Source organism: Formivibrio sp. oc-25 (assembly GCF_055810895.1).
Genome location: NZ_JBVVOL010000003.1, coordinates 80,694 through 99,340, shown reverse-complemented (window position 1 = coordinate 99,340; position 18,647 = coordinate 80,694). Strand labels below are relative to the sequence as shown.

Genomic DNA, 18,647 nt, shown 5'->3' with positions numbered 1-18,647 from the left:
CGATCCCGATGTCCGCCCCTGCCCCAGTCTTCACCGAACTATCCCGCCAGATTGCTGACTGCCTCTGCGCCGACCGCCATACGCTACGCCGCAACCTGCAACAGATCCGCGAACGCCAGGGACGCAATCAGCCAGTGGAGAAACTGCTGGCCGAGACCGCACAACGTATCGAGCAGTCGCTTGGCCGGGTCGCTACGCGCCGCGCCGCCCTGCCCCGCCCCGAATACGACGACAATCTGCCGGTCTGCCAGAAGCGTGATGAAATCAAGGCGGCCATCGAAAAACACCAGGTCGTGATCGTCTGCGGCGAGACCGGCTCGGGCAAGACCACGCAATTGCCCAAGATTTGCCTGGAACTCGGTCGCGGCGTGCATGGCCTGATCGGCCACACCCAGCCGCGGCGCCTGGCCGCACGCTCGGTTGCCAGCCGCATCGCGCAGGAACTGAAAACCGAGCTCGGCAGCGCGGTCGGCTTCAAGGTGCGCTTCACCGATAAATCATCATCCAGCAGCTATATCAAGCTGATGACCGACGGCATCCTGCTGGCAGAAACGCTGTCGGATAAATACCTGAATGCCTACGACACGATCATCATCGACGAAGCGCACGAGCGCAGCCTGAACATCGACTTCCTGCTCGGCTATCTCAAGCAGTTGCTGCCGAAGCGCCCGGATCTGAAGGTGATCGTCACCTCGGCCACCATCGATGCCGAGCGATTTTCCAGCCACTTCAACGGGGCACCGGTGATAGAGGTTTCTGGCCGCACTTACCCGGTTGAGGTCCGCTACAAACCGCTCGGCAGCGAGGACGAAGACGACCAGGATCTGGAAATGGAAGAAGCCGTGGTCGCGGCAGTCGAAGAACTCTGGCGCAAGGACGGCGCGGGCGATGTGCTGGTCTTCCTGCCCGGAGAGCGCGAAATCCGCGAAACGGCAGACGAATTGCGCAAGGCCAAGCTCATGGGCGCGGAAATCCTGCCCTTGTTCGCCCGATTGTCGAACGAGGACCAGCAGCGCATCTTCCGCGCCAGCACGGGCCGGCGCATCGTGCTGGCCACCAATGTGGCGGAAACCTCGCTCACTGTGCCCGGCATCCGCTACGTGATCGATTCGGGCCAGGCGCGCGTGAATCGCTATTCGCCGCGCGCCAAGGTCGAGCAACTGCTGGTCGAGAAAATCTCGCAGGCCTCGGCCCGCCAGCGCGCCGGGCGTTGCGGCCGGGTCAGTGCCGGCGTCTGTGTGCGGCTTTATTCGGAGCAGGATTTTGCCGGTCGAGCTGAATTCACCGATCCGGAAATCGTACGTACCTCGCTCGCCGCCGTCATCCTGCGCATGGCCGCGCTCAAGCTCGGCCGGGTGGACCAGTTTCCGTTTATCGAAGCACCCTCCGGGCGTCTGATCAGCGATGGCTACGCGCAACTGCATGAACTCGGCGCCGTCGACGAAGCCAACGAACTCACACCGCTGGGCCGCCAACTGGCACGCCTGCCGGTCGATCCCAAACTGGGACGCATGCTGCTGGCCGGTCGCGACGAGCATTGCCTGAAGGAAATCCTGATCATCGCCGCCGGCCTCTCGGTACAGGACCCGCGCGAGCGCCCGTTCGATGCACGCGAAGCGGCCGACCGCATGCAGGCCAAGTTTCGCGATGACAAATCCGATTTCCTGTCCTGGCTGCTGCTGTGGGATTTCTTCACCGAAGCGGAAACGAACAAGACCAGCAACCGTCAGCTGGTCAACTTGTGTCATGAGCATTTCCTCTCCTTCCTGCGCCTGCGCGAGTGGCGCGACCTGCACCGGCAGTTGTGCGAAATCGTCGAGGAAATGGATTTCAAACTCAGCGAGAAACCCGGCACCTACGAGCAGATCCACAAAGCGCTGCTGACCGGCTTGCTGGGCAATATCGGCATGAAAAACCCGGAAAGCGACGAATACCTGGGGGCTCGCGGTATCAAGTTCGCGGTTTTCCCCGGTTCCTGCCTCAAGAAAAACCGGCCGAAATGGATCGTATCGGCCGAGCTGGTCGAGACCAGCAAGCTCTATGCACGCTGCGTGGCAGCGATCGAGCCGGAATGGGTGGAAAGACTCGCACCACACCTGGTCAGCCGCCAGTATTTCGATCCGCACTGGGAAAAGGAAGGCGCGCAGGTGATGGCTACCGAGCGCGTTACGCTCTACGGCCTGCCCATCGTCAACCGCCGGCGCGTGCACTATGGCCGCGTCAACCCCAAAGAAGCACGCGAAATCTTTATCCGTGAAGGTCTGGTCAAGTTCAATCTCAACACCCGCGGCAAGTTTAACGATCACAATCTGGAACTGTTGCTGGAGGTGGAGGAACTGGAGCACAAGGCGCGCCGGCAGGATGTGCTGGTCGATGAGGAAACGCTGTTTGCCTTCTTCGATGCGCGTATCCCGGCCGATATCGTCAATGGCGCAGGCTTCGAAGCCTGGCGCAAGGAAGCAGAAAAAGCCGAGCCCAAACTGCTGTTCCTGTCACGCGATGACCTGATGCAGCACAGCGCGGCCAGCGTTACCACCGATCTGTATCCGGCCACTTTCGAACTCAGCGATGCGACGCTGCCGCTTTCTTACCGTTTCGAGCCGGGCCACCCGCTCGATGGCGTCACCGTCACCCTGCCCTTGCCGCTCTTGAACCGGGTCAACCATGCCGTGTTCGATTGGCTGGTGCCGGGACTACTGCGGGAAAAGGTGACGTTGCTGATCAAATCGCTGCCCAAGACGATTCGCCGCCAGTGCGTGCCGGTGCCGGAATTCGCAACCCGCATGCTGACCGAACTTGACCGCGCCAATCGCACCGCACCGCTGTTGCCACAACTGGCGCAGGCCATCAATCGCGGCATTGGCCAGCCGATGCAGGTAGAGGATTTCAATCTCGACGATCTTCCGCCGCACCTGAAAATGCATTTCCGCATTGTCGACGACGCTGGGCAGGAGCTTGCCAGCGGCCGTGATCTGGTCGCACTGCGCGCGCAGTTGGGCGAAGCCGCGCAGATCACCTTCCGCGACACGGCCAGCGAAAGCGCCGGTATCGAGAAAAGCGGCATCGTGAAGTGGGACTTTGGCGATCTGCCGGCCAAACTCACCTTCCAGCGCCAGGGCAAGACCATTACCGGCTACCCGGCACTCGTGCCGGAAGAAGATGCCGTGGCGATCCGCGTATTCGATACCGAGCATGCCGCACAGACCGCGCACCGCGAAGGCGTGATCCGGCTGCTGGCTTTCGAGCTCAAGGAACACATCAAGCAATTGCCCAAGTCGTTCCCGAACTTCAACCAGTTCGCGATCCAGCTACGTGTACTTTCCAATAGCGACGATCTGCTCGACGACCTGACACGCTGCATCTGCGACCGCGCCTTCATCGGCGAGGATGAGCTGCCGCGCAAGAAGAAGGATTTTGACGAGCAGAAATCGCGTGCCAAGGTACGCCTGCCCTCGGTGCGCGATGCCGCCTGGCGCGTGCTGACCGAAGTCACGGCAGAATACGTCCCGCTCTATGGACAGCTGAGCAAACCGGGTCAGATTGCGGCAGAACTCAAGACCCAGCTTGGCCAACTGGTCTACAAGGGATTTCTGAGCGCTACGCCGTGGGAACAGTTGCCACGCCTGCCGTTTTACCTGAAAGCGATGCGCATCCGTCAGGAAAAACGCGTGAACAATCCGGCCCGCGATACACAACGCGCCAGCGAAGTGGCCATGCTGTGGGAGCGCTGGCAGAAAGAACTGGAAAAATGGCAACGCGAAGGACGCGATCCGGCGCCGTTGCTGCCGTTCCGCTGGATGCTGGAAGAACTGCGGATCAGCCTGTTCGCGCAGGAATTGCGCACGCCGTATCCGGTTTCGGTAAAACGCTTGGACAAGATCTGGCAAGACCTGACCAAACGCTAGATACCTGTTTGGGAAAGAAACCGCCATCCCCCTCCGCTCACACCCATCGGTGTGGGCGGTTTTTACTTCAGCTTACAACCTGGCTACTACTATCGATCAGAAAGCAACCGGGCGAACCACTTCCGGGAAACGCGAGAACGAACGCTCGGCAACACGGGCCATGGCAGCAACACGTCGGGCAGCCTTGCCGATCACTGCACCGCGGCCGTTCATGCTGGCTTCGTTGTAGATGGCTTCTGCGCGGGAAATATCGGCAAACGACAGGGATTCAGTGCTAAGGAACGGGGTGATCATGATTGTTACTCCTTCGTTATATGAGGCAATTGCCTCTTCTGTTAAGTCAGACCATCAAATCCTGATCTGTTGAGTGAATGATAGGCGCCCATCCCCAACAAATCTAGTCGACTACGTTGTTAATTTTGCACAAAACTACAAAAACACTGCAAACCAAGCTTAAACCATGCACATTTCATTTAAATTAACATTTAAATACAGCAACATATAACAGCAATAAACTTGACCAATCAAAATGTAGTCTCCACCCACCACAATACGCAACCTCAACCTCCTCTCTCCCTTTGATTGGCCGCAGAAACAGGCAGCGTTGACTATGCTTCAAACAGCAGCCAACCGGACACGCCGACATGCTAGAGAGATTCGCCTCAGATAGATCGCTGCGCACTTCGCTGGTTATCCCGATCGTACTGGCAATGCTTTTCACCCTGGCCATTGCCGGCAGCCTGATTCTGGCCATTCGTCTACCGCAGATCGCCGAGTCCAATCGCAATACAGCCGCCTACCAGGCCAAAGAGTTGGCAACACGGGTTGATGTCTTGCTCGATGGGCTGGAAGCGCGTGTCGACATGATCAGCCGCATCATTCCTGGCGGTTACCGGGTCACCTCCCCGACCATCCTGGACATGTTCGCCAACTCAAAGGATGCGCTGGAAACCCTGTATGTGATCAGCCCGGAAGGCCGGATTGCCTTTACCGGCGTACCGGAAGAAAAAGCGTTCTGGCGGGTCAACATTTTCAACCTGGATATCGCCAGCAATCCGCTTTATCTGGCTGCGCTCAACAGCGGCAAACCGGTCTGGAGCGATCAATACCAGTCCGCGCTGACCGGCACCACCACCATCGCGCTGGCCGTGCCGTTTGGCCGTCAGGTGGTGATTGCCGAAATACCCATGGCTTATATATTGCGTGCCACCCAATTGTCTGCGGGCGACCCGAATCTATCGGCCTGGGTTCTGAACCGGCGCGGCGAAATTTTCGTCGATACCGCAGGTGCTTTGCAGGCCGAGCAGAAAATACTGCTGGACCAGCAATTGATCGAAGCTGCAGCAAAAGGCAAACCGCTGCCCGCCACCTTTGCCTATCAGGGGAAAAGCTACCATCCGGCCGCTGCCCGCTCCTCGCGCATGAACTGGGTATTTCTGGCGCGCATGCCCGCCGGGCTGGACAACCAGGCGTACCGCTCGACCTTGATCGACCTGGGCTTGCTGTGCGTGACTTCCTTTGCCATGGCACTGGTGCTGGCAGGCTGGGGTGCCAGCAAAATGACCCGGCCGGTGCAGGCACTGATCGACCAGGCCCATGACGTAGCGAAAGGGCATGCGCCGGAACACTGGCCACGCGGCAACATCACCGAATTGAACCAGCTGTCCTCCGATCTGGAATCCATGGCAGGTTCACTGCAAACGCTCAACCAGACCCTGGAAGCGCGCGTAAAACAGCGTACGCAGGAACTGGAACAGACCAACAACGAACTCACCCGTACGCTGGACGATTTGCGCCAGACCCAGGCCGATTTGGTTCAGGCAGAGAAACTGGCCGCGCTGGGTCGTCTGGTGGCGGGCGTGGCACACGAACTGAACACGCCGATCGGCAATAGTCTGCTGGCGGCGTCAACCATGAACGAGACTTCGCGGGAATTTCGCCAGCGCATGCAGCAAAGCGTGCGCCGCTCCGACCTGGAAGCCTTTATCAACGACATCATTCAGGGCGCGGACATCACCAACCGCAATCTGGAACGTGCGGCCGAGCTGGTGGCCAGCTTCAAGCAGGTCGCGATTGACCAGACCAGTTCGCAACGCCGGCAATTCGATCTCAAGGGCGCCATTGACGAGATCCTGCTCACGCTGCGCCCGATGTTCAAGCACACGCCTTATCACATCAGCGCAGAAATCCCGCCAGACATTCATCTCGACAGTTATCCCGGCCCGCTTGGCCAAGCCCTGACCAACCTGATCACCAATGCCTTGCTGCATGGCTTCGAGGGACGCGATCACGGCACCGTGACCATTCAGGCGGAAAAGGAAGACGACTGGGTATGCCTGCGGGTTGCCGATGACGGCAACGGTATCGCGCAAGAGCATCAGGGCAAGGTGTTCACGCCTTTCTTCACGACGCGACTGGGAAAGGGCGGCAGCGGCCTGGGCTTGCATATCGTTCACACGGTGGTTACCCGTGTGCTGGGTGGCACGGTAACCCTGACCAGCGAGCAGGGCCAAGGCACGACCTTTACGCTTCGCCTGCCAGGGCAGGCGCCTGAACTGGGCAAGCAGGCCAGTGCCGGGTGAACCGGCAGCCAGTTAACTCGATCAAGCTTCGACCAGCGGTTCGCTCTCGATAAAACGTGCGGCCGGCATGCCGCAATTCAGTACTGCCTGGCGCACGGCCTCGATGGCGGCCAGGCGCGGAAAATTGCGTCGCCATGCCAGGATGACGCGCCGGGTTGGCGCCGGCGGCACAAAAGGACGAATCACCAGCATCTGCTCATCCGCCTGCGTGACGGAAGTCGCCGGCAAGACCGTGACACCAATGCCGCCCATCACCATATGCCGGATCGTGGTCAGCGACGTACCCTGCAGGGTGCGCTGCAGACTGCCGGGCGGCAGGCTCTCCCGATTCAGATCAGGGCAGCTCTGCAACACCTGATCGCGGAAACAGTTGCCGGGGGAAAGCAGCAACACGTTCTCTTCTGAAAGCTGGGCGGCATCAATGGCTTCCTGCTCAGCCCACGGATGTCCCTTGGGTGTAGCGACGACAAAATCCTCGTCATAAAGCTCATGCGTGGCAATACCGGATTCAGCGAAGGGCTCGGCCAGAATCGCAACATCGATTTCGCCCTGTTTGAGCATTTCAGAGAGGCGCGCGGTATAGTTTTCTTCCAGCAACACCTGCATTTGCGGCGCAAGCGAGCGCAAGGCCGGAATCAGCCAGGGTAGCAGATACGGGCTGATCGTGTAGATGGCGCCCAGACGCAATGTCCCGGCCAGTGGATCCTTGCCCTGTTGCGCCAGTTGCTTGACCAGCTGCGCTTCTTCCAGCACACGCTGCGCCTGCGAAACAATCTGTTCGCCAATCGGCGTCAGGCTGACTTCTCCGGCGGCACGCTCAAAAATCGCCACCCCCAACTCGTCTTCCAGTTTCTTGACAGCCACGGAGAGCGTCGGCTGGGACACAAAGCAACTGTTGGCGGCACGCCCAAAATGCCGCTCGCGTGCCACCGCCACGATATAGCGCAATTCGGTCAGGGTCATCGTTTCAGCTCCCAGCGGCGTACCAGCCAGGTCGCCGCGATCAAAAAGACGAAACCACCCAGTGCCAGCACCGGCAGGGAAAGTCCAAACAAGGTCCAGTCGATCACGGCGCATTCGCCATGTCCGGTCAATACATCACGGAACACCTGCAGCCAGGGCTGGGTCTGCAACAGGTATTCCAGCCCGGGGCCGCAGGAAGCCAGCTGGTTGGGGTCCAGCAGATACTGGATCTGGATATGCCGCAGGGAAACTCCCGCACCAGCACCGGCTGATAGCGTGATCAACAGCGGCCACAGCCAATTGATGCGTGGCAGGGGAAACAGCGCAGCCAGCAGCGCCAGGCAACCTGTCACGATAAATCCGATCCGCTGCAGGATGCACAACGGGCATGGGCTCAGAAATTCGGTATTTTGCAGATAAAGCGCAAAACCGATCGTACTCGCACAAAACAGGGAAATGGCCAGATGGCCCAGGCGCCAGCGCAACATCGATCACCTTCGGGGAGCTTGATAGTTGAAAACTATTGTAGACCAGATCCTGTGCATGCGGTTCGCATCATTTCGAACACCCGGTCAATACTCATAACATATGCTTACATGCGGGCATTTACTGCAATAGGCTTGCCCCAATTCTTTCGGTATAATGCGTCTTTGCCGTCATAGGATCGTGACATGCGAGTCATTCAGAAAGCCCTCACCTTCGACGACGTGCTGCTGGTACCGGCGCACTCCAATATCCTGCCGCGCGATGTCGATCTCTCCACCCAGGTTACCCGTAATATCCGCCTGAATTTGCCGCTGCTGTCATCCGCCATGGATACAGTGACGGAAGCACGTCTGGCCATTGCCATCGCCCAGGAAGGCGGCATGGGGATCGTGCACAAGAACATGACAGCCAAGGCCCAGGCCCTGGAAATCTCCAAGGTCAAGCGTTATGAATCCGGTATCGTCAAGGATCCGGTCACCATTGCCTCGCACCTTTCCGTACGTGACGTACTTGCACTGACCCGCCAGCACAAGATTTCCGGCCTGCCGGTAGTTGATAACGGCGAACTGGTCGGCATTGTCACCAACCGCGACCTGCGTTTCGAATCGCGCCTGGATGCCAAGGTGGCCGACATCATGACCCCCAAGGGCCGATTGGTTACCGTCAAGGAAGGCACCTCGATCGATGAAGCCCGCCGCCTGATGCACGAACACCGGCTGGAACGCGTGCTGGTCATCGATGATGCCTTCCATCTGAAGGGCCTGATCACCGTCAAGGACATCATCAAGACATCCGAACACCCGAATGCGGCCAAGGATGAGCAAGGACGCCTGCGTGTCGGCGCGGCTGTCGGCACCGGTGAAGGCACTGAAGAGCGCGTGGCGCTGCTTGCCGAAGCCGGCGTGGATGTGATCGTGGTCGATACCGCGCATGGCCACAGCCAGGGCGTGCTCAACCGCGTGAAATGGGTCAAGGATAACTTCCCGCACGTACAGGTCATCGGCGGCAACATCGCCACGGCCGCTGCCGCACGCGCACTGGTCGATCATGGCGCCGATGCCGTGAAGGTTGGCATTGGGCCAGGCTCGATCTGCACCACCCGTATCGTTGCAGGGGTTGGCGTGCCGCAAATCACGGCCGTTGCCAATGTCGCCGATGCCCTGGCCGGCACTGGCGTGCCGCTGATCGCCGATGGCGGCATCCGCTTCTCCGGAGACATCGCCAAGGCACTTGCCGCCGGCGCGCACTGCGTGATGCTGGGCGGCCTGTTTGCCGGTACCGAAGAAGCGCCGGGCGAAGTCGAGCTGTACCAGGGCCGCAGCTACAAGAGCTATCGCGGCATGGGCAGCCTGGGCGCCATGCAGCAAGGCTCCAGCGACCGTTACTTCCAGGACAACGTCAACAACGCCGAGAAGCTGGTACCGGAAGGTATCGAAGGCCGCGTTGCCTACAAGGGCCCGCTGACCGCGATCGTGCATCAGCTCGTCGGCGGTATCCGCTCCTCCATGGGTTACCTCGGTTGCAAGACGATTGCCGAAGTCCATGAAAAAGCCGAGTTCATGCAGATCACCGCAGCCGGCATCCGTGAATCGCATGTGCATGACGTGCAGATCACCAAGGAAGCGCCGAATTACCAGGTCGACAACTGATCACGTCCTCCTGAACAAAAACGCCCCGGTACATACCGGGGCATTTTTTTGCAACCAATCAGGCTGCAATCATTACATCACGCCCAGAAACGGGAAGTCGACATTTGGCCGGCGGCCACTGACCAGCTCTGCCAATGCGCAACCCGAACCGCATGCTTCGGTCCAGCCAAGCGTGCCGTGCCCGGTATTGAGCCACAGTTTTTTATAGCGACCGGCCCGACCGATATAAGGCAAGTTGCTTGGTGTGGAGGGTCGCAAGCCGGTCCAGAACTCAGCCGAATCAAAATCGCCGGCCTGCGGAAAGATTTCCCGGGTTCGATCAATCAATGCCTGGCAGCGCACCGGATTGAGATCGAGGTTGTAGCCGTTCATTTCTGCCGTACCCGCCACACGCAAACGGTCGCCCAAGCGTGAAAAGACGATCTTGCAGCCATCATCGGTCATGGCCACCGTTGGCGCCTCATCGCCGGCACGGACCGGAATGGTGGCCGAATAGCCTTTGGCCGGGTAGACATCCAGCGCCATGCCAACATCCTTGAGCAGCAACGAGCTGTAGCTACCCATGCAGACCACATAGGCATCGGCCTGCAGGATCTCCTGCCGCGCAATCCCGTCCTCGGCATATTGAACCTGTACACCGGCGATACCATCCGCCGCACAGAGCAATTTCTGGATTTCAGTCTGATAGCGGAACTTGACCCCGATAGCTGCACACTTGGCCGCAAGTGCGAGGGTGAACTTCATGGCATCACCGGATTCATCACTGGCGGTGTAGGTTCCGCCAACGATCGGGCGCAAGGTATGGCGCAAAGCCGGCTCGATCTTCAGGCATTCGGCCGGGGTCTTCACATGCCGCTGCAACCCGACCTCGCGCATCACGGCAGCGGCTTTGACCGCTGCGGTAAATTCCGCCTCGTCCGTGTAGTAATGCAGGATGCCACGACTCAGTTCGTCATAATGCAGATCCGTCGCGACACGCAACTGCTGCAGACACGATCGGCTGAAAAGCCCCAGGCGCACCAGATCCTGCAGGTTTTGCCTGGCGCGTTGCGGCGTGCATTCCTGCAGAAAGCGCAGCCCCCAGCGCCATTGCGCCCAGTCCAGCTTCAGCCGGAACAGCAGCGGCGCATCTTCTTCCCCCAGCCATTGCAGAACTTTCCAGGGAGCCTTGGGATTGGCCCATGGTTCGGCATGGCACACCGAAATCTGCCCACCATTGGCAAAGCTGGTTTCCTGTCCTGCCTGGTCCTGGCGCTCAATCACTGTAACCTCATGGCCTGCCTGGGCCAGATACCAGGCGGTCGACACCCCCACCACCCCGGCGCCCAGCACGATGCACTGCATGGCTTTCCTCCTCGCGTTTCAACAGGCGCGATTATGCCGCAGCGCACACAAGCCCGGGCACCCCAGCCGGCTTGCAATGTGCAAAATCAAATCAACAGAACCTATGCCGCAGGAAAAAATAACAGCTAGACTTGTAACCAACACCAACCACCACCCTTTCAACCATCGAAATGAAGCTTTCACTGCGCACAGCCATCGTGCTGGCCATTCTGATCGGGCTGCTTCTACCCGCCGCAGTCAACAGTTATCTGAATCAGAGAAACGAGTTGCAGCGTATCAGCGCCGAACAGAATCTTGCCCAGCAACGCTATGCCGATATCCTGGTTCTGGGCATGCAGGATCCGTTATGGAATCTGGCGCCAGAAGCCGGCAAGCCTCTGCTCGACTCACTGATGAGTGACCGGCGCATTATCCGCATCACGGTAACGGATGCTTCATTGGGCGTTTTCTTGAGCGCCAACCACCCTGAGCGCCGCCTTGGCAAGCTGCACTCGCTCACGCTGCCCATCTACAAGCAAGGCATCTCGATCGGTACTGTTGCACTGGAAATGGATGACGGGCTGGCCATTCAGGAAGTGCAAAAAAGCCAGCTCAACTATCTGCTGGCCATCATGCTTCAGGCCGCCATCAGCCTGGCACTGATCCTGCTGCTGCTGAACTCGCGCATCCTGCATCCCTTGAAGCGCCTGATCACGCATTCGCAAAAGCTGGCCAATGGCGAATTGCAGATGCCCTTTGTCTGGCACCGGCACGACGAAATCGGCAAGCTCGGGCAGAGCCTGGAAACCACGCGGCAGGCATTGCAGCAGCTCCTGGGCGCGCTGGAACAGAAAAATATCCAGCAGGAAACGGAACTGCTCAGCCGGCGCCAGGCAGAGCTGGCACTGCGCGCGGGCCAGGATCGCTATCGTCGCCTGCTGGAAAATACGCCCGCGATTGCCTGGGATGCCAATCCGGCCGAATGGCGACTCACCTACATCGCACCGCAGGCCGAACAGTTACTCGGTTACCCCATGGCCAACTGGTACGGCGAAGGCTTTCTGACCACCTGCCTGCACCCGGACGACCGCCATCTGGTTTATGAACTGTTCACCAATCTTGCCTGGAAAACCAGCCAGTTCGAATGCCGCATGCTCGCCAGCGATGGCCGCGAAATTTGGGTACTGATCACGGCCTCGCACCTGATTGATCACGAACAGCGCCGACGGCTGCAGGGTTACATCATCGACATCCATAGCCGCAAGCAGATCGGGCAGGAACAGGAACATTACCGCATCCATCTGGAAGAAGCGCTTGAATCCTGTACCCGCAAGCTGGTTACGGCCAATCATGAAGTCGAAGCATTTTCCCAGGCCATTTCCAACTATCTGCGCACGCCCCTGCGCGCAATTGATGGCTTCAGCCAGGTACTGCAGGAAGACTACGCGGATCGGCTCGACGGCAACGCCCGCAGTTATCTGGCGCGCATCCGCAATGCCATCAGCGGCATGGCGGAACTGATCGACAATCTGCTCAGCCTTGCCGCCATCTCCCGCAGCGAAATCCGTCGGCAGGATGTCAACCTGTCCGAACTTGCCGAAGATATCGCCGAACAACTGAATGCACTGCAGCTGGGGCAGCAGGTTGAAGCCTGCATTACCCCGGGCATTCATGTCAGCGCGGATCCGAAACTGTTGCGCATCATGCTGCACAACCTGCTCGACAATGCCTGGAAATACTCGGCTGATGCCGCCAGCCCCTCGGTGCAGCTGGGCGTAACCACCATCAACCGCCAGCAGGTCTATTTCATCGGCGACAACGGCATCGGCTTCGACATGCGCGACGCGGGCAAGATCTTCCTGCCGTTCCAGCGCCTGCAACCTGCAACGGAACAGGAACTCGATGGCGGCAATGGCATCGGGCTCGCCATCGTGCAACGGATCATCAGCCTGCATGACGGGCACATCTGGGCCAAGGCTACGCCAGGCGAAGGCGCCACCTTCTTCTTCACCCTGCCGGACCCGAAAAAAACGGAATAGCCCCTTCCCACAAACAGAACGATTGTTCTATACTCACCGCATATTTACCCCTGTACGGATATTCAGCCATGGACGAAAACAAGAGCAAAGCCCTTTCCGCCGCACTGGCCCAGATCGAGCGCCAGTTTGGCAAGGGCGCCATCATGAAGATGGGCGAAGCCCAGATCGAAAACGATCTGCAAGTGGTATCCACCGGCTCGCTCGGCCTTGATCTCGGCCTGGGCGTAGGCGGCCTGCCGCGCGGCCGTATCGTGGAAATCTTCGGACCGGAATCCTCCGGCAAGACCACGCTCTGCCTGCACGTTGTGGCTCAAATCCAGAAAGCGGGCGGTGTTGCCGCCTATATCGATGCAGAAAACGCACTGGATCCGATCTATGCGCAGAAACTGGGCGTGAACGTTTCCGAAATGCTGATCTCGCAACCGGATACCGGCGAGCAAGGCCTGGAAATTGCCGACATGCTGGTACGCTCCGGCGGTGTCGACCTGATCGTGATCGACTCGGTCGCAGCATTGACACCCAAGGCGGAAATCGAAGGCGAAATGGGCGACCAGCTTCCCGGCCTGCAAGCGCGCCTGATGAGCCAGGCCCTGCGCAAGCTCACCGCCAACATCAAGCGTACCAATACACTGGTCATCTTCATCAACCAGCTGCGCATGAAGATCGGCGCCATGATGCCTGGCCAAAGCCCGGAAACCACCACCGGCGGCAATGCGCTCAAGTTCTACGCCTCGGTGCGGCTGGATATCCGCCGCATTGGCGCCGTGAAGAAGGGTGAGGAAATCATCGGCAACCAGACCAAGGTCAAGATTGCCAAGAACAAGGTGGCGCCACCGTTCCGCGTGGTCAATTTCGACATCCTGTATGGCGAGGGTATCAGCCACGAGGGCGAAATCATCGAATACGGCGTGGCACAAAAAATCGTGGAAAAATCCGGTGCCTGGTATGCCTATAACGGCGGCAAGATTGGCCAAGGCATGGAAAACGCCCGCCAGTACCTGAAAGACAATCCGGAAGTTGCCAACGAGATCGAACAGAAGATCCGCGCCAAGATCGGCATCGGTGCCACCCCGATCGAGGCTGGCGGCGAACTGGCTGAGGACAATGTCGACGAAGCCTGATCTGGCCACGCTACGGGCCATGCTGGCGAACAAGGCTGCGGGAAACCGCAGCTTTGTCGCTTCTGGCGACGATGCACCGCCCGACACGGATGACTGTCCGGCTGACGAATCGGCTGACGACCTGCATCCCGGCATCAAGCCGGCGGCACTGCGCGCCAAGGCCCTGCAACACCTGGCCCGGCGCGATCACTCTCACGCCGAGCTGCGCCAGAAATTGCTGCCTCTGGCCGGGAACGCGCAAGTCGTCGATGAATTGCTGGAAGATTTCGCAGCGCGCGGCTGGTTATCGGATAGCCGCTTTGCCGAACAGTGGGCGCATCAACGCAGCCAGCGCTACGGCATGCAACGGCTGCGGCAGGAATTGCGGCAGAAAGGCGTGGACAACAAAATCATCGCCAGCACACTGGAAGAAGTGGCCGATAGCGAAGAAGCGCGTGCCCGCGCCGTCTGGCAAAAACGCTTTGGCACGCCGCCGGCCGACCTCAAGGAAAAGGCCAGGCAAATGCGTTTCCTGGCGGCACGCGGTTTTTCGCTGGATGTGATCTACAAGATCATGGGCTCAACGTGGGACGACGAAATCTGATTTGACCCACAAGTATTTGCCAATACAGCCGCAGCAAAATCTGTTCCAATGCCGGCTTGCAGCAACCCTTCCATTTCTCATGAAAAAATCTGATTACCGCCCCGGCCTGTTTCTGCTGCTGGGAAGCCTGACCGCCATCGGGCCACTCTCGATCGATATGTACTTACCCAGCTTTCCGAGCATTGCCAAGAGCTTCTCGGCAGAAGGCGGTGCGGTTCAGTTCACGCTGGCAGCATTCTTCATCGGTCTGGCCATCGGCCAGGCCTTTTACGGCCCGATTGCCGATCGCTTCGGTCGCAAACCTCCGCTGTACGGCGGCATGGCACTTTACGTACTGGCCACGATCGGCTGCGCACTCTCGACCAGCATCGAAATGCTGGCTGCCTGCCGCTTTGTCCAGGCACTGGGAGGCTGCGCCGGCATGGTGATCCCGCGTGCAATCGTGCGTGATCATTTCGAAGCCCAAGGGGCGGCACGCGCATTCTCGTTACTCATGCTGGTGATGGGCATCGCACCGATCCTGGCGCCCATTCTGGGCGGCTGGATACTGCAAGTCGGCAGCTGGCATGCCATTTTCTGGTGCCTGGCGGCTTACGGTATCATCAGCCTGTTTACCATCCACTTCGGGCTGGAGGAATCGCACCCCGCAGATCCAAGCAAGCCGCTGCACCCGATCAGCACCCTGAAGAACTATTTCTCCCTGTGCCGGGATCGCAGCTTCATCGGCAACGTGCTCGCCGGCGGTCTCGCCCACTCTGGCCTGTTTGCCTATATCGCCGGCTCACCGTTCGTGATCATCGAACTGTGGCAGGTGCCTGCCAGCCAATTCGGCTGGATATTCGGCAGCAATGCGTTTGCCTATATCGCAGCTTCGCAAATCAATGCCCGGCTGCTGCGTACCCATCGCACCCAGGATATTCTGCGTCGCGCCATCTGGATGCCCCTGATCTTTGGCCTGCTGCTGCTTTTCGCGGGTGCCACGCGCATTGGCGGTCTGCCGTTGCTGCTGATCGGCCTGTTCGGTTATATGGCCAGCCTGGGATTCATCGGCCCGAATTCCACGGCCAACGCACTGGCCAAACAGGGGCACCGTGCCGGACTGGCATCAGCCCTGATGGGCACATTGCAATTCGGATTGGCCACGCTTGCCAGCACTGCGATTGGCCTGCTGCCAGCCCAAAGTGCGCTGCCCATGACCGGCATGATGGCTTTGTGCGGGATCAGCGGCCTGCTGCTCTATCGTGCACTGGTGCATGAATCTGCACCGCCACTCCCGTAAATGATGCATTTCCTTTAAAATCCTCGCCCTTATCGCTCAATTTTCACAGGCTGCCTTGCCATGAAATCCGCCGAGATTCGCCAGAAATTTCTTGAATTCTTTGCCCAGAAGGGCCATCAGGTCGTTGCATCGTCTTCCCTGATTCCCGCCAACGACCCCACCATCCTGTTCACCAATGCGGGGATGAACCAGTTCAAGGATGTGTTTCTCGGCTTCGACAAGCGTCCCTACAACCGTGCGGTGACTTCGCAAAAATGCGTGCGCGCCGGCGGCAAGCACAACGACCTGGAAAACGTTGGCTATACCGCGCGTCACCATACCTTCTTCGAAATGCTCGGCAACTTCAGCTTTGGCGACTATTTCAAGCGTGATGCCATCTTCTTTGCCTGGGAATTCCTGACCTCGCCCGACTGGCTCAACCTGCCCAAGGAAAAACTCTGGGTCACGGTCTATGCCGAGGATGACGAAGCCTTTGACATCTGGCACAAGGAAGTCGGCCTCGCCCCGGAACGCGTGATCCGCATCGGCGACAACAAGGGTGCCAAGTACGCGTCCGACAACTTCTGGGCCATGGGCGATACCGGCCCATGCGGCCCGTGCTCCGAGATCTTCTACGATCATGGCGCGCACATTCCAGGTGGCCTGCCAGGCACGCCGGAAGAAGACGGCGACCGCTATATCGAGATCTGGAACAACGTGTTCATGCAGTTCAACCGCGATGAAGCTGGCGTGATGCACCCGCTGCCCAAGCCATCCGTCGATACCGGCATGGGGCTGGAACGCATTTCCGCAGTGATGCAGCAAGTGCATGCCAACTATGAGATCGATCTGTTCGTTGACTTGCTCAAGGCCGCCGCCAGCGCTACTGGTGTTGAATACAACCAGACCACGCCATCGCTGAAAGTCATCGCTGACCATATCCGCGCCTGTGCCTTCCTGATCGCCGACGGCGCCCTGCCATCGAACGATGGCCGCGGCTATGTACTGCGCCGCATCATCCGCCGTGCGATTCGCCATGGCTACAAGCTTGGCCAGAAAGGTGTGTTCTTCCACAAGCTGGTTGCCCCGCTCGCCCAGGTCATGGGCGATGCCTATCCCGAATTGCGCACGCGTCAGGCCCATATCGAAGATGCGCTGAAACTCGAGGAAGAACTGTTCGGCAAGACGCTCAATCACGGCATGGAACTGCTGGAGCAGGCGCTCGCCGGTGGCAAGACGGTGCTCGATGGTGCAACCGCCTTCAAGTTGGCCGATACCTTCGGTTTCCCGATCGACCTGACTGCCGACATCTGCCGTGAACGCGGCCTGACGGTCGACATGGCCGGTTTCGAAGCTGCACTGGAAGCCCAGCGCCAGCAATCCAAGGCAGCCGGCCAGTTCAAGATGGCGGCCGGGCTTGCCTATGAGGGTGCGGCATCGTGCTTCCACGGCTACACGGAAACCAGCCGCGAAGGCAAGGTGCTGGCGCTCTACAAAGGCAGCGAATCGGTCAATGAACTGAAAGCTGGTGATGAAGGCGTGGTCGTACTCGACAACACGCCGTTCTATGCCGAATCCGGCGGCCAAAGCGGGGATGCGGGCGAAATTTTCGCTACCGGCGGTGTCGATGCCCTGTTTGACGTGACCGACACGCAAAAGATCAAGGCTGACGTATTTGGCCATCAAGGCCGCCTGGCGCGCGGCAGCCTGAAAATCGGTGACGAAGTCACTGCAACCATCGATCTGCACAAACGCCTGGCCACCACACGCAACCACTCGGCCACGCACCTCTTGCACGCAGCATTGCGCGAAGTGCTGGGCAAGCATGTCGAACAAAAGGGCTCGCTGGTAAGTTGGGAGCGCACCCGTTTCGACTTCTCGCATCCGAAGGCCGTCTCGCCAGAAGAGCTCGCCAAAATCGAGCAACTGGTCAACCATGTCGTGATGCACAACAACGCGGTAGCCATTGCCAACATGGGCTACGACGATGCGATCAAGGCCGGCGCCATGGCATTGTTCGGCGAAAAATACGGTGATGAAGTCCGCGTCGTGAAGATGGGGGATTTTTCGACCGAACTGTGTGGCGGCACCCATGTCGGCCGTACCGGTGACATCGGTTTCTTCAAGATCATCACCGAAGGTGGCGTGGCCGCCGGTATCCGCCGCGTGGAAGCCGTGACGGGCGAAGGCGCTTTGGCACTGGTGCAGACGCAGGAACGCGAAGTCAAGGAAGCACTGGCGGTAGCACAAGCCCAGCCGGGCGAACTGGTTAGCAAGCTCGGGCGCATTCAGGATCACGTCAAGACGCTGGAAAAGGAACTCGCACGCCTGAAGGCCAAGCTCGCGGCCAGCCAGGGCGATGAACTCGTCGACCTGGCCATCGAAATCAAGGGCGTGAAGGTTCTGGCGGCGCAACTGGAAGGCGTGGACAACGCCGCACTGCGTGAAACACTGGACAAGCTCAAGGACAAGCTCAAGACCGCAGCCATCGTGTTGTCGAGCGTGAACGAAGGCAAGGTTGCGCTGATCGCCGGCGTCACTGCCGATACCACCGGCAAGATCAAGGCAGGCGAACTCGTCAATGTGGTGGCACAGCAAGTTGGCGGCAAGGGTGGCGGTCGCCCGGACATGGCGCAAGCCGGCGGTACCCAGCCGGAAAACCTGGCTGCTGCACTGGCATCGGTCAAGGGCTGGATTGAATCCAAACTTTGATACCAGACTTGGACACGCTAACGGCC

12 protein-coding genes are annotated in these 18,647 nt (G+C 59.3%); 8 read left to right on the top strand and 4 right to left on the bottom strand.

The window, feature by feature from the left end; genetic code table 11:
• The first annotated feature begins 8 nt into the window (after positions 1–8).
• Positions 9–3,905 (top strand): ATP-dependent RNA helicase HrpA, encoded by a 3,897-nt coding sequence (gene hrpA / locus AC0KVQ_RS02980; protein ID WP_473419635.1) that lies wholly within the window; start codon positions 9–11, stop codon positions 3,903–3,905.
• A 96-nt stretch (positions 3,906–4,001) separates the two neighbouring features.
• Here the strand turns inward: hrpA and AC0KVQ_RS02975 are convergent, their stop codons facing one another.
• A complete protein-coding gene (locus tag AC0KVQ_RS02975) occupies positions 4,002–4,199 on the bottom strand; it encodes a hypothetical protein (protein WP_473419634.1) in 198 nt (65 codons plus the stop codon).
• Between the two features lie 350 nt (positions 4,200–4,549).
• Between AC0KVQ_RS02975 and AC0KVQ_RS02970 the strand changes: the two genes are divergently transcribed.
• Positions 4,550–6,487, top strand: a complete 1,938-nt coding sequence (locus tag AC0KVQ_RS02970) for a sensor histidine kinase (RefSeq protein WP_473419633.1) — start codon at positions 4,550–4,552, stop codon at positions 6,485–6,487.
• A 21-nt stretch (positions 6,488–6,508) separates the two neighbouring features.
• Here the strand turns inward: AC0KVQ_RS02970 and AC0KVQ_RS02965 are convergent, their stop codons facing one another.
• Together AC0KVQ_RS02965 and AC0KVQ_RS02960 are read right to left on the bottom strand one after the other, a co-directional pair.
• On the bottom strand, positions 6,509–7,450 hold the full coding sequence (locus AC0KVQ_RS02965; protein ID WP_473419632.1) for a LysR substrate-binding domain-containing protein: 942 nt from the start codon (positions 7,448–7,450) through the stop codon (positions 6,509–6,511).
• The gene (locus AC0KVQ_RS02960; protein ID WP_473419631.1) at positions 7,447–7,938 is read right to left on the bottom strand and encodes a disulfide bond formation protein B; all 492 of its coding nucleotides are present in this window, start codon (positions 7,936–7,938) and stop codon (positions 7,447–7,449) included. Before AC0KVQ_RS02960 ends, AC0KVQ_RS02965 begins: the two co-directional genes overlap by 4 nt.
• A gap of 183 nt (positions 7,939–8,121) precedes the next feature.
• Here AC0KVQ_RS02960 and guaB point away from each other — a divergent pair, with 183 nt between their 5' ends.
• Positions 8,122–9,585, top strand: coding sequence for an IMP dehydrogenase (gene guaB, locus AC0KVQ_RS02955; RefSeq protein WP_473419630.1), 1,464 nt, complete (start codon positions 8,122–8,124; stop codon positions 9,583–9,585).
• Between the two features lie 72 nt (positions 9,586–9,657).
• Here guaB and AC0KVQ_RS02950 read toward each other — a convergent pair whose 3' ends face one another.
• A complete protein-coding gene (locus tag AC0KVQ_RS02950; protein WP_473419629.1) occupies positions 9,658–10,929 on the bottom strand; it encodes a D-amino acid dehydrogenase in 1,272 nt (423 codons plus the stop codon).
• 170 nt (positions 10,930–11,099) lie between these two features.
• Between AC0KVQ_RS02950 and AC0KVQ_RS02945 the strand changes: the two genes are divergently transcribed.
• From AC0KVQ_RS02945 to alaS, 5 genes are all read left to right on the top strand, one after another.
• Complete coding sequence (locus tag AC0KVQ_RS02945; RefSeq protein WP_473419628.1) at positions 11,100–12,947, top strand: sensor histidine kinase; 1,848 nt, start codon at positions 11,100–11,102, stop codon at positions 12,945–12,947.
• A 68-nt stretch (positions 12,948–13,015) separates the two neighbouring features.
• Positions 13,016–14,068, top strand: a complete 1,053-nt coding sequence (gene recA, locus AC0KVQ_RS02940; protein WP_473419627.1) for a recombinase RecA — start codon at positions 13,016–13,018, stop codon at positions 14,066–14,068.
• Positions 14,052–14,651, top strand: a complete 600-nt coding sequence (recX, locus tag AC0KVQ_RS02935) for a recombination regulator RecX (RefSeq protein ID WP_473419626.1) — start codon at positions 14,052–14,054, stop codon at positions 14,649–14,651. Before recA ends, recX begins: the two co-directional genes overlap by 17 nt.
• 79 nt (positions 14,652–14,730) lie before the next feature.
• Complete coding sequence (locus AC0KVQ_RS02930; protein ID WP_473419625.1) at positions 14,731–15,930, top strand: Bcr/CflA family multidrug efflux MFS transporter; 1,200 nt, start codon at positions 14,731–14,733, stop codon at positions 15,928–15,930.
• 60 nt (positions 15,931–15,990) lie between these two features.
• Complete coding sequence (alaS, locus tag AC0KVQ_RS02925) at positions 15,991–18,621, top strand: alanine--tRNA ligase (protein WP_473419624.1); 2,631 nt, start codon at positions 15,991–15,993, stop codon at positions 18,619–18,621.
• Positions 18,622–18,647: the final 26 nt, after the last annotated feature.

What these genes read in the sequence shown, in the direction of transcription:
- recX (WP_473419626.1), top strand. Translation starts at nt 14,052, where the DNA reads ATGTCGACGAAGCCTGATCTGGCCACGCTACGGGCCATGCTGGCGAAC.
- AC0KVQ_RS02965 (WP_473419632.1), bottom strand. Translation starts at nt 7,450, where the DNA reads ATGACCCTGACCGAATTGCGCTATATCGTGGCGGTGGCACGCGAGCGG.
- recA (WP_473419627.1), top strand. Translation starts at nt 13,016, where the DNA reads ATGGACGAAAACAAGAGCAAAGCCCTTTCCGCCGCACTGGCCCAGATC.
- AC0KVQ_RS02975 (WP_473419634.1), bottom strand. Translation starts at nt 4,199, where the DNA reads ATGATCACCCCGTTCCTTAGCACTGAATCCCTGTCGTTTGCCGATATT.
- hrpA (WP_473419635.1), top strand. Translation starts at nt 9, where the DNA reads ATGTCCGCCCCTGCCCCAGTCTTCACCGAACTATCCCGCCAGATTGCT.
- guaB (WP_473419630.1), top strand. Translation starts at nt 8,122, where the DNA reads ATGCGAGTCATTCAGAAAGCCCTCACCTTCGACGACGTGCTGCTGGTA.
- AC0KVQ_RS02945 (WP_473419628.1), top strand. Translation starts at nt 11,100, where the DNA reads ATGAAGCTTTCACTGCGCACAGCCATCGTGCTGGCCATTCTGATCGGG.
- AC0KVQ_RS02970 (WP_473419633.1), top strand. Translation starts at nt 4,550, where the DNA reads ATGCTAGAGAGATTCGCCTCAGATAGATCGCTGCGCACTTCGCTGGTT.
- AC0KVQ_RS02930 (WP_473419625.1), top strand. Translation starts at nt 14,731, where the DNA reads ATGAAAAAATCTGATTACCGCCCCGGCCTGTTTCTGCTGCTGGGAAGC.
- AC0KVQ_RS02960 (WP_473419631.1), bottom strand. Translation starts at nt 7,938, where the DNA reads ATGTTGCGCTGGCGCCTGGGCCATCTGGCCATTTCCCTGTTTTGTGCG.
- alaS (WP_473419624.1), top strand. Translation starts at nt 15,991, where the DNA reads ATGAAATCCGCCGAGATTCGCCAGAAATTTCTTGAATTCTTTGCCCAG.
- AC0KVQ_RS02950 (WP_473419629.1), bottom strand. Translation starts at nt 10,929, where the DNA reads ATGCAGTGCATCGTGCTGGGCGCCGGGGTGGTGGGGGTGTCGACCGCC.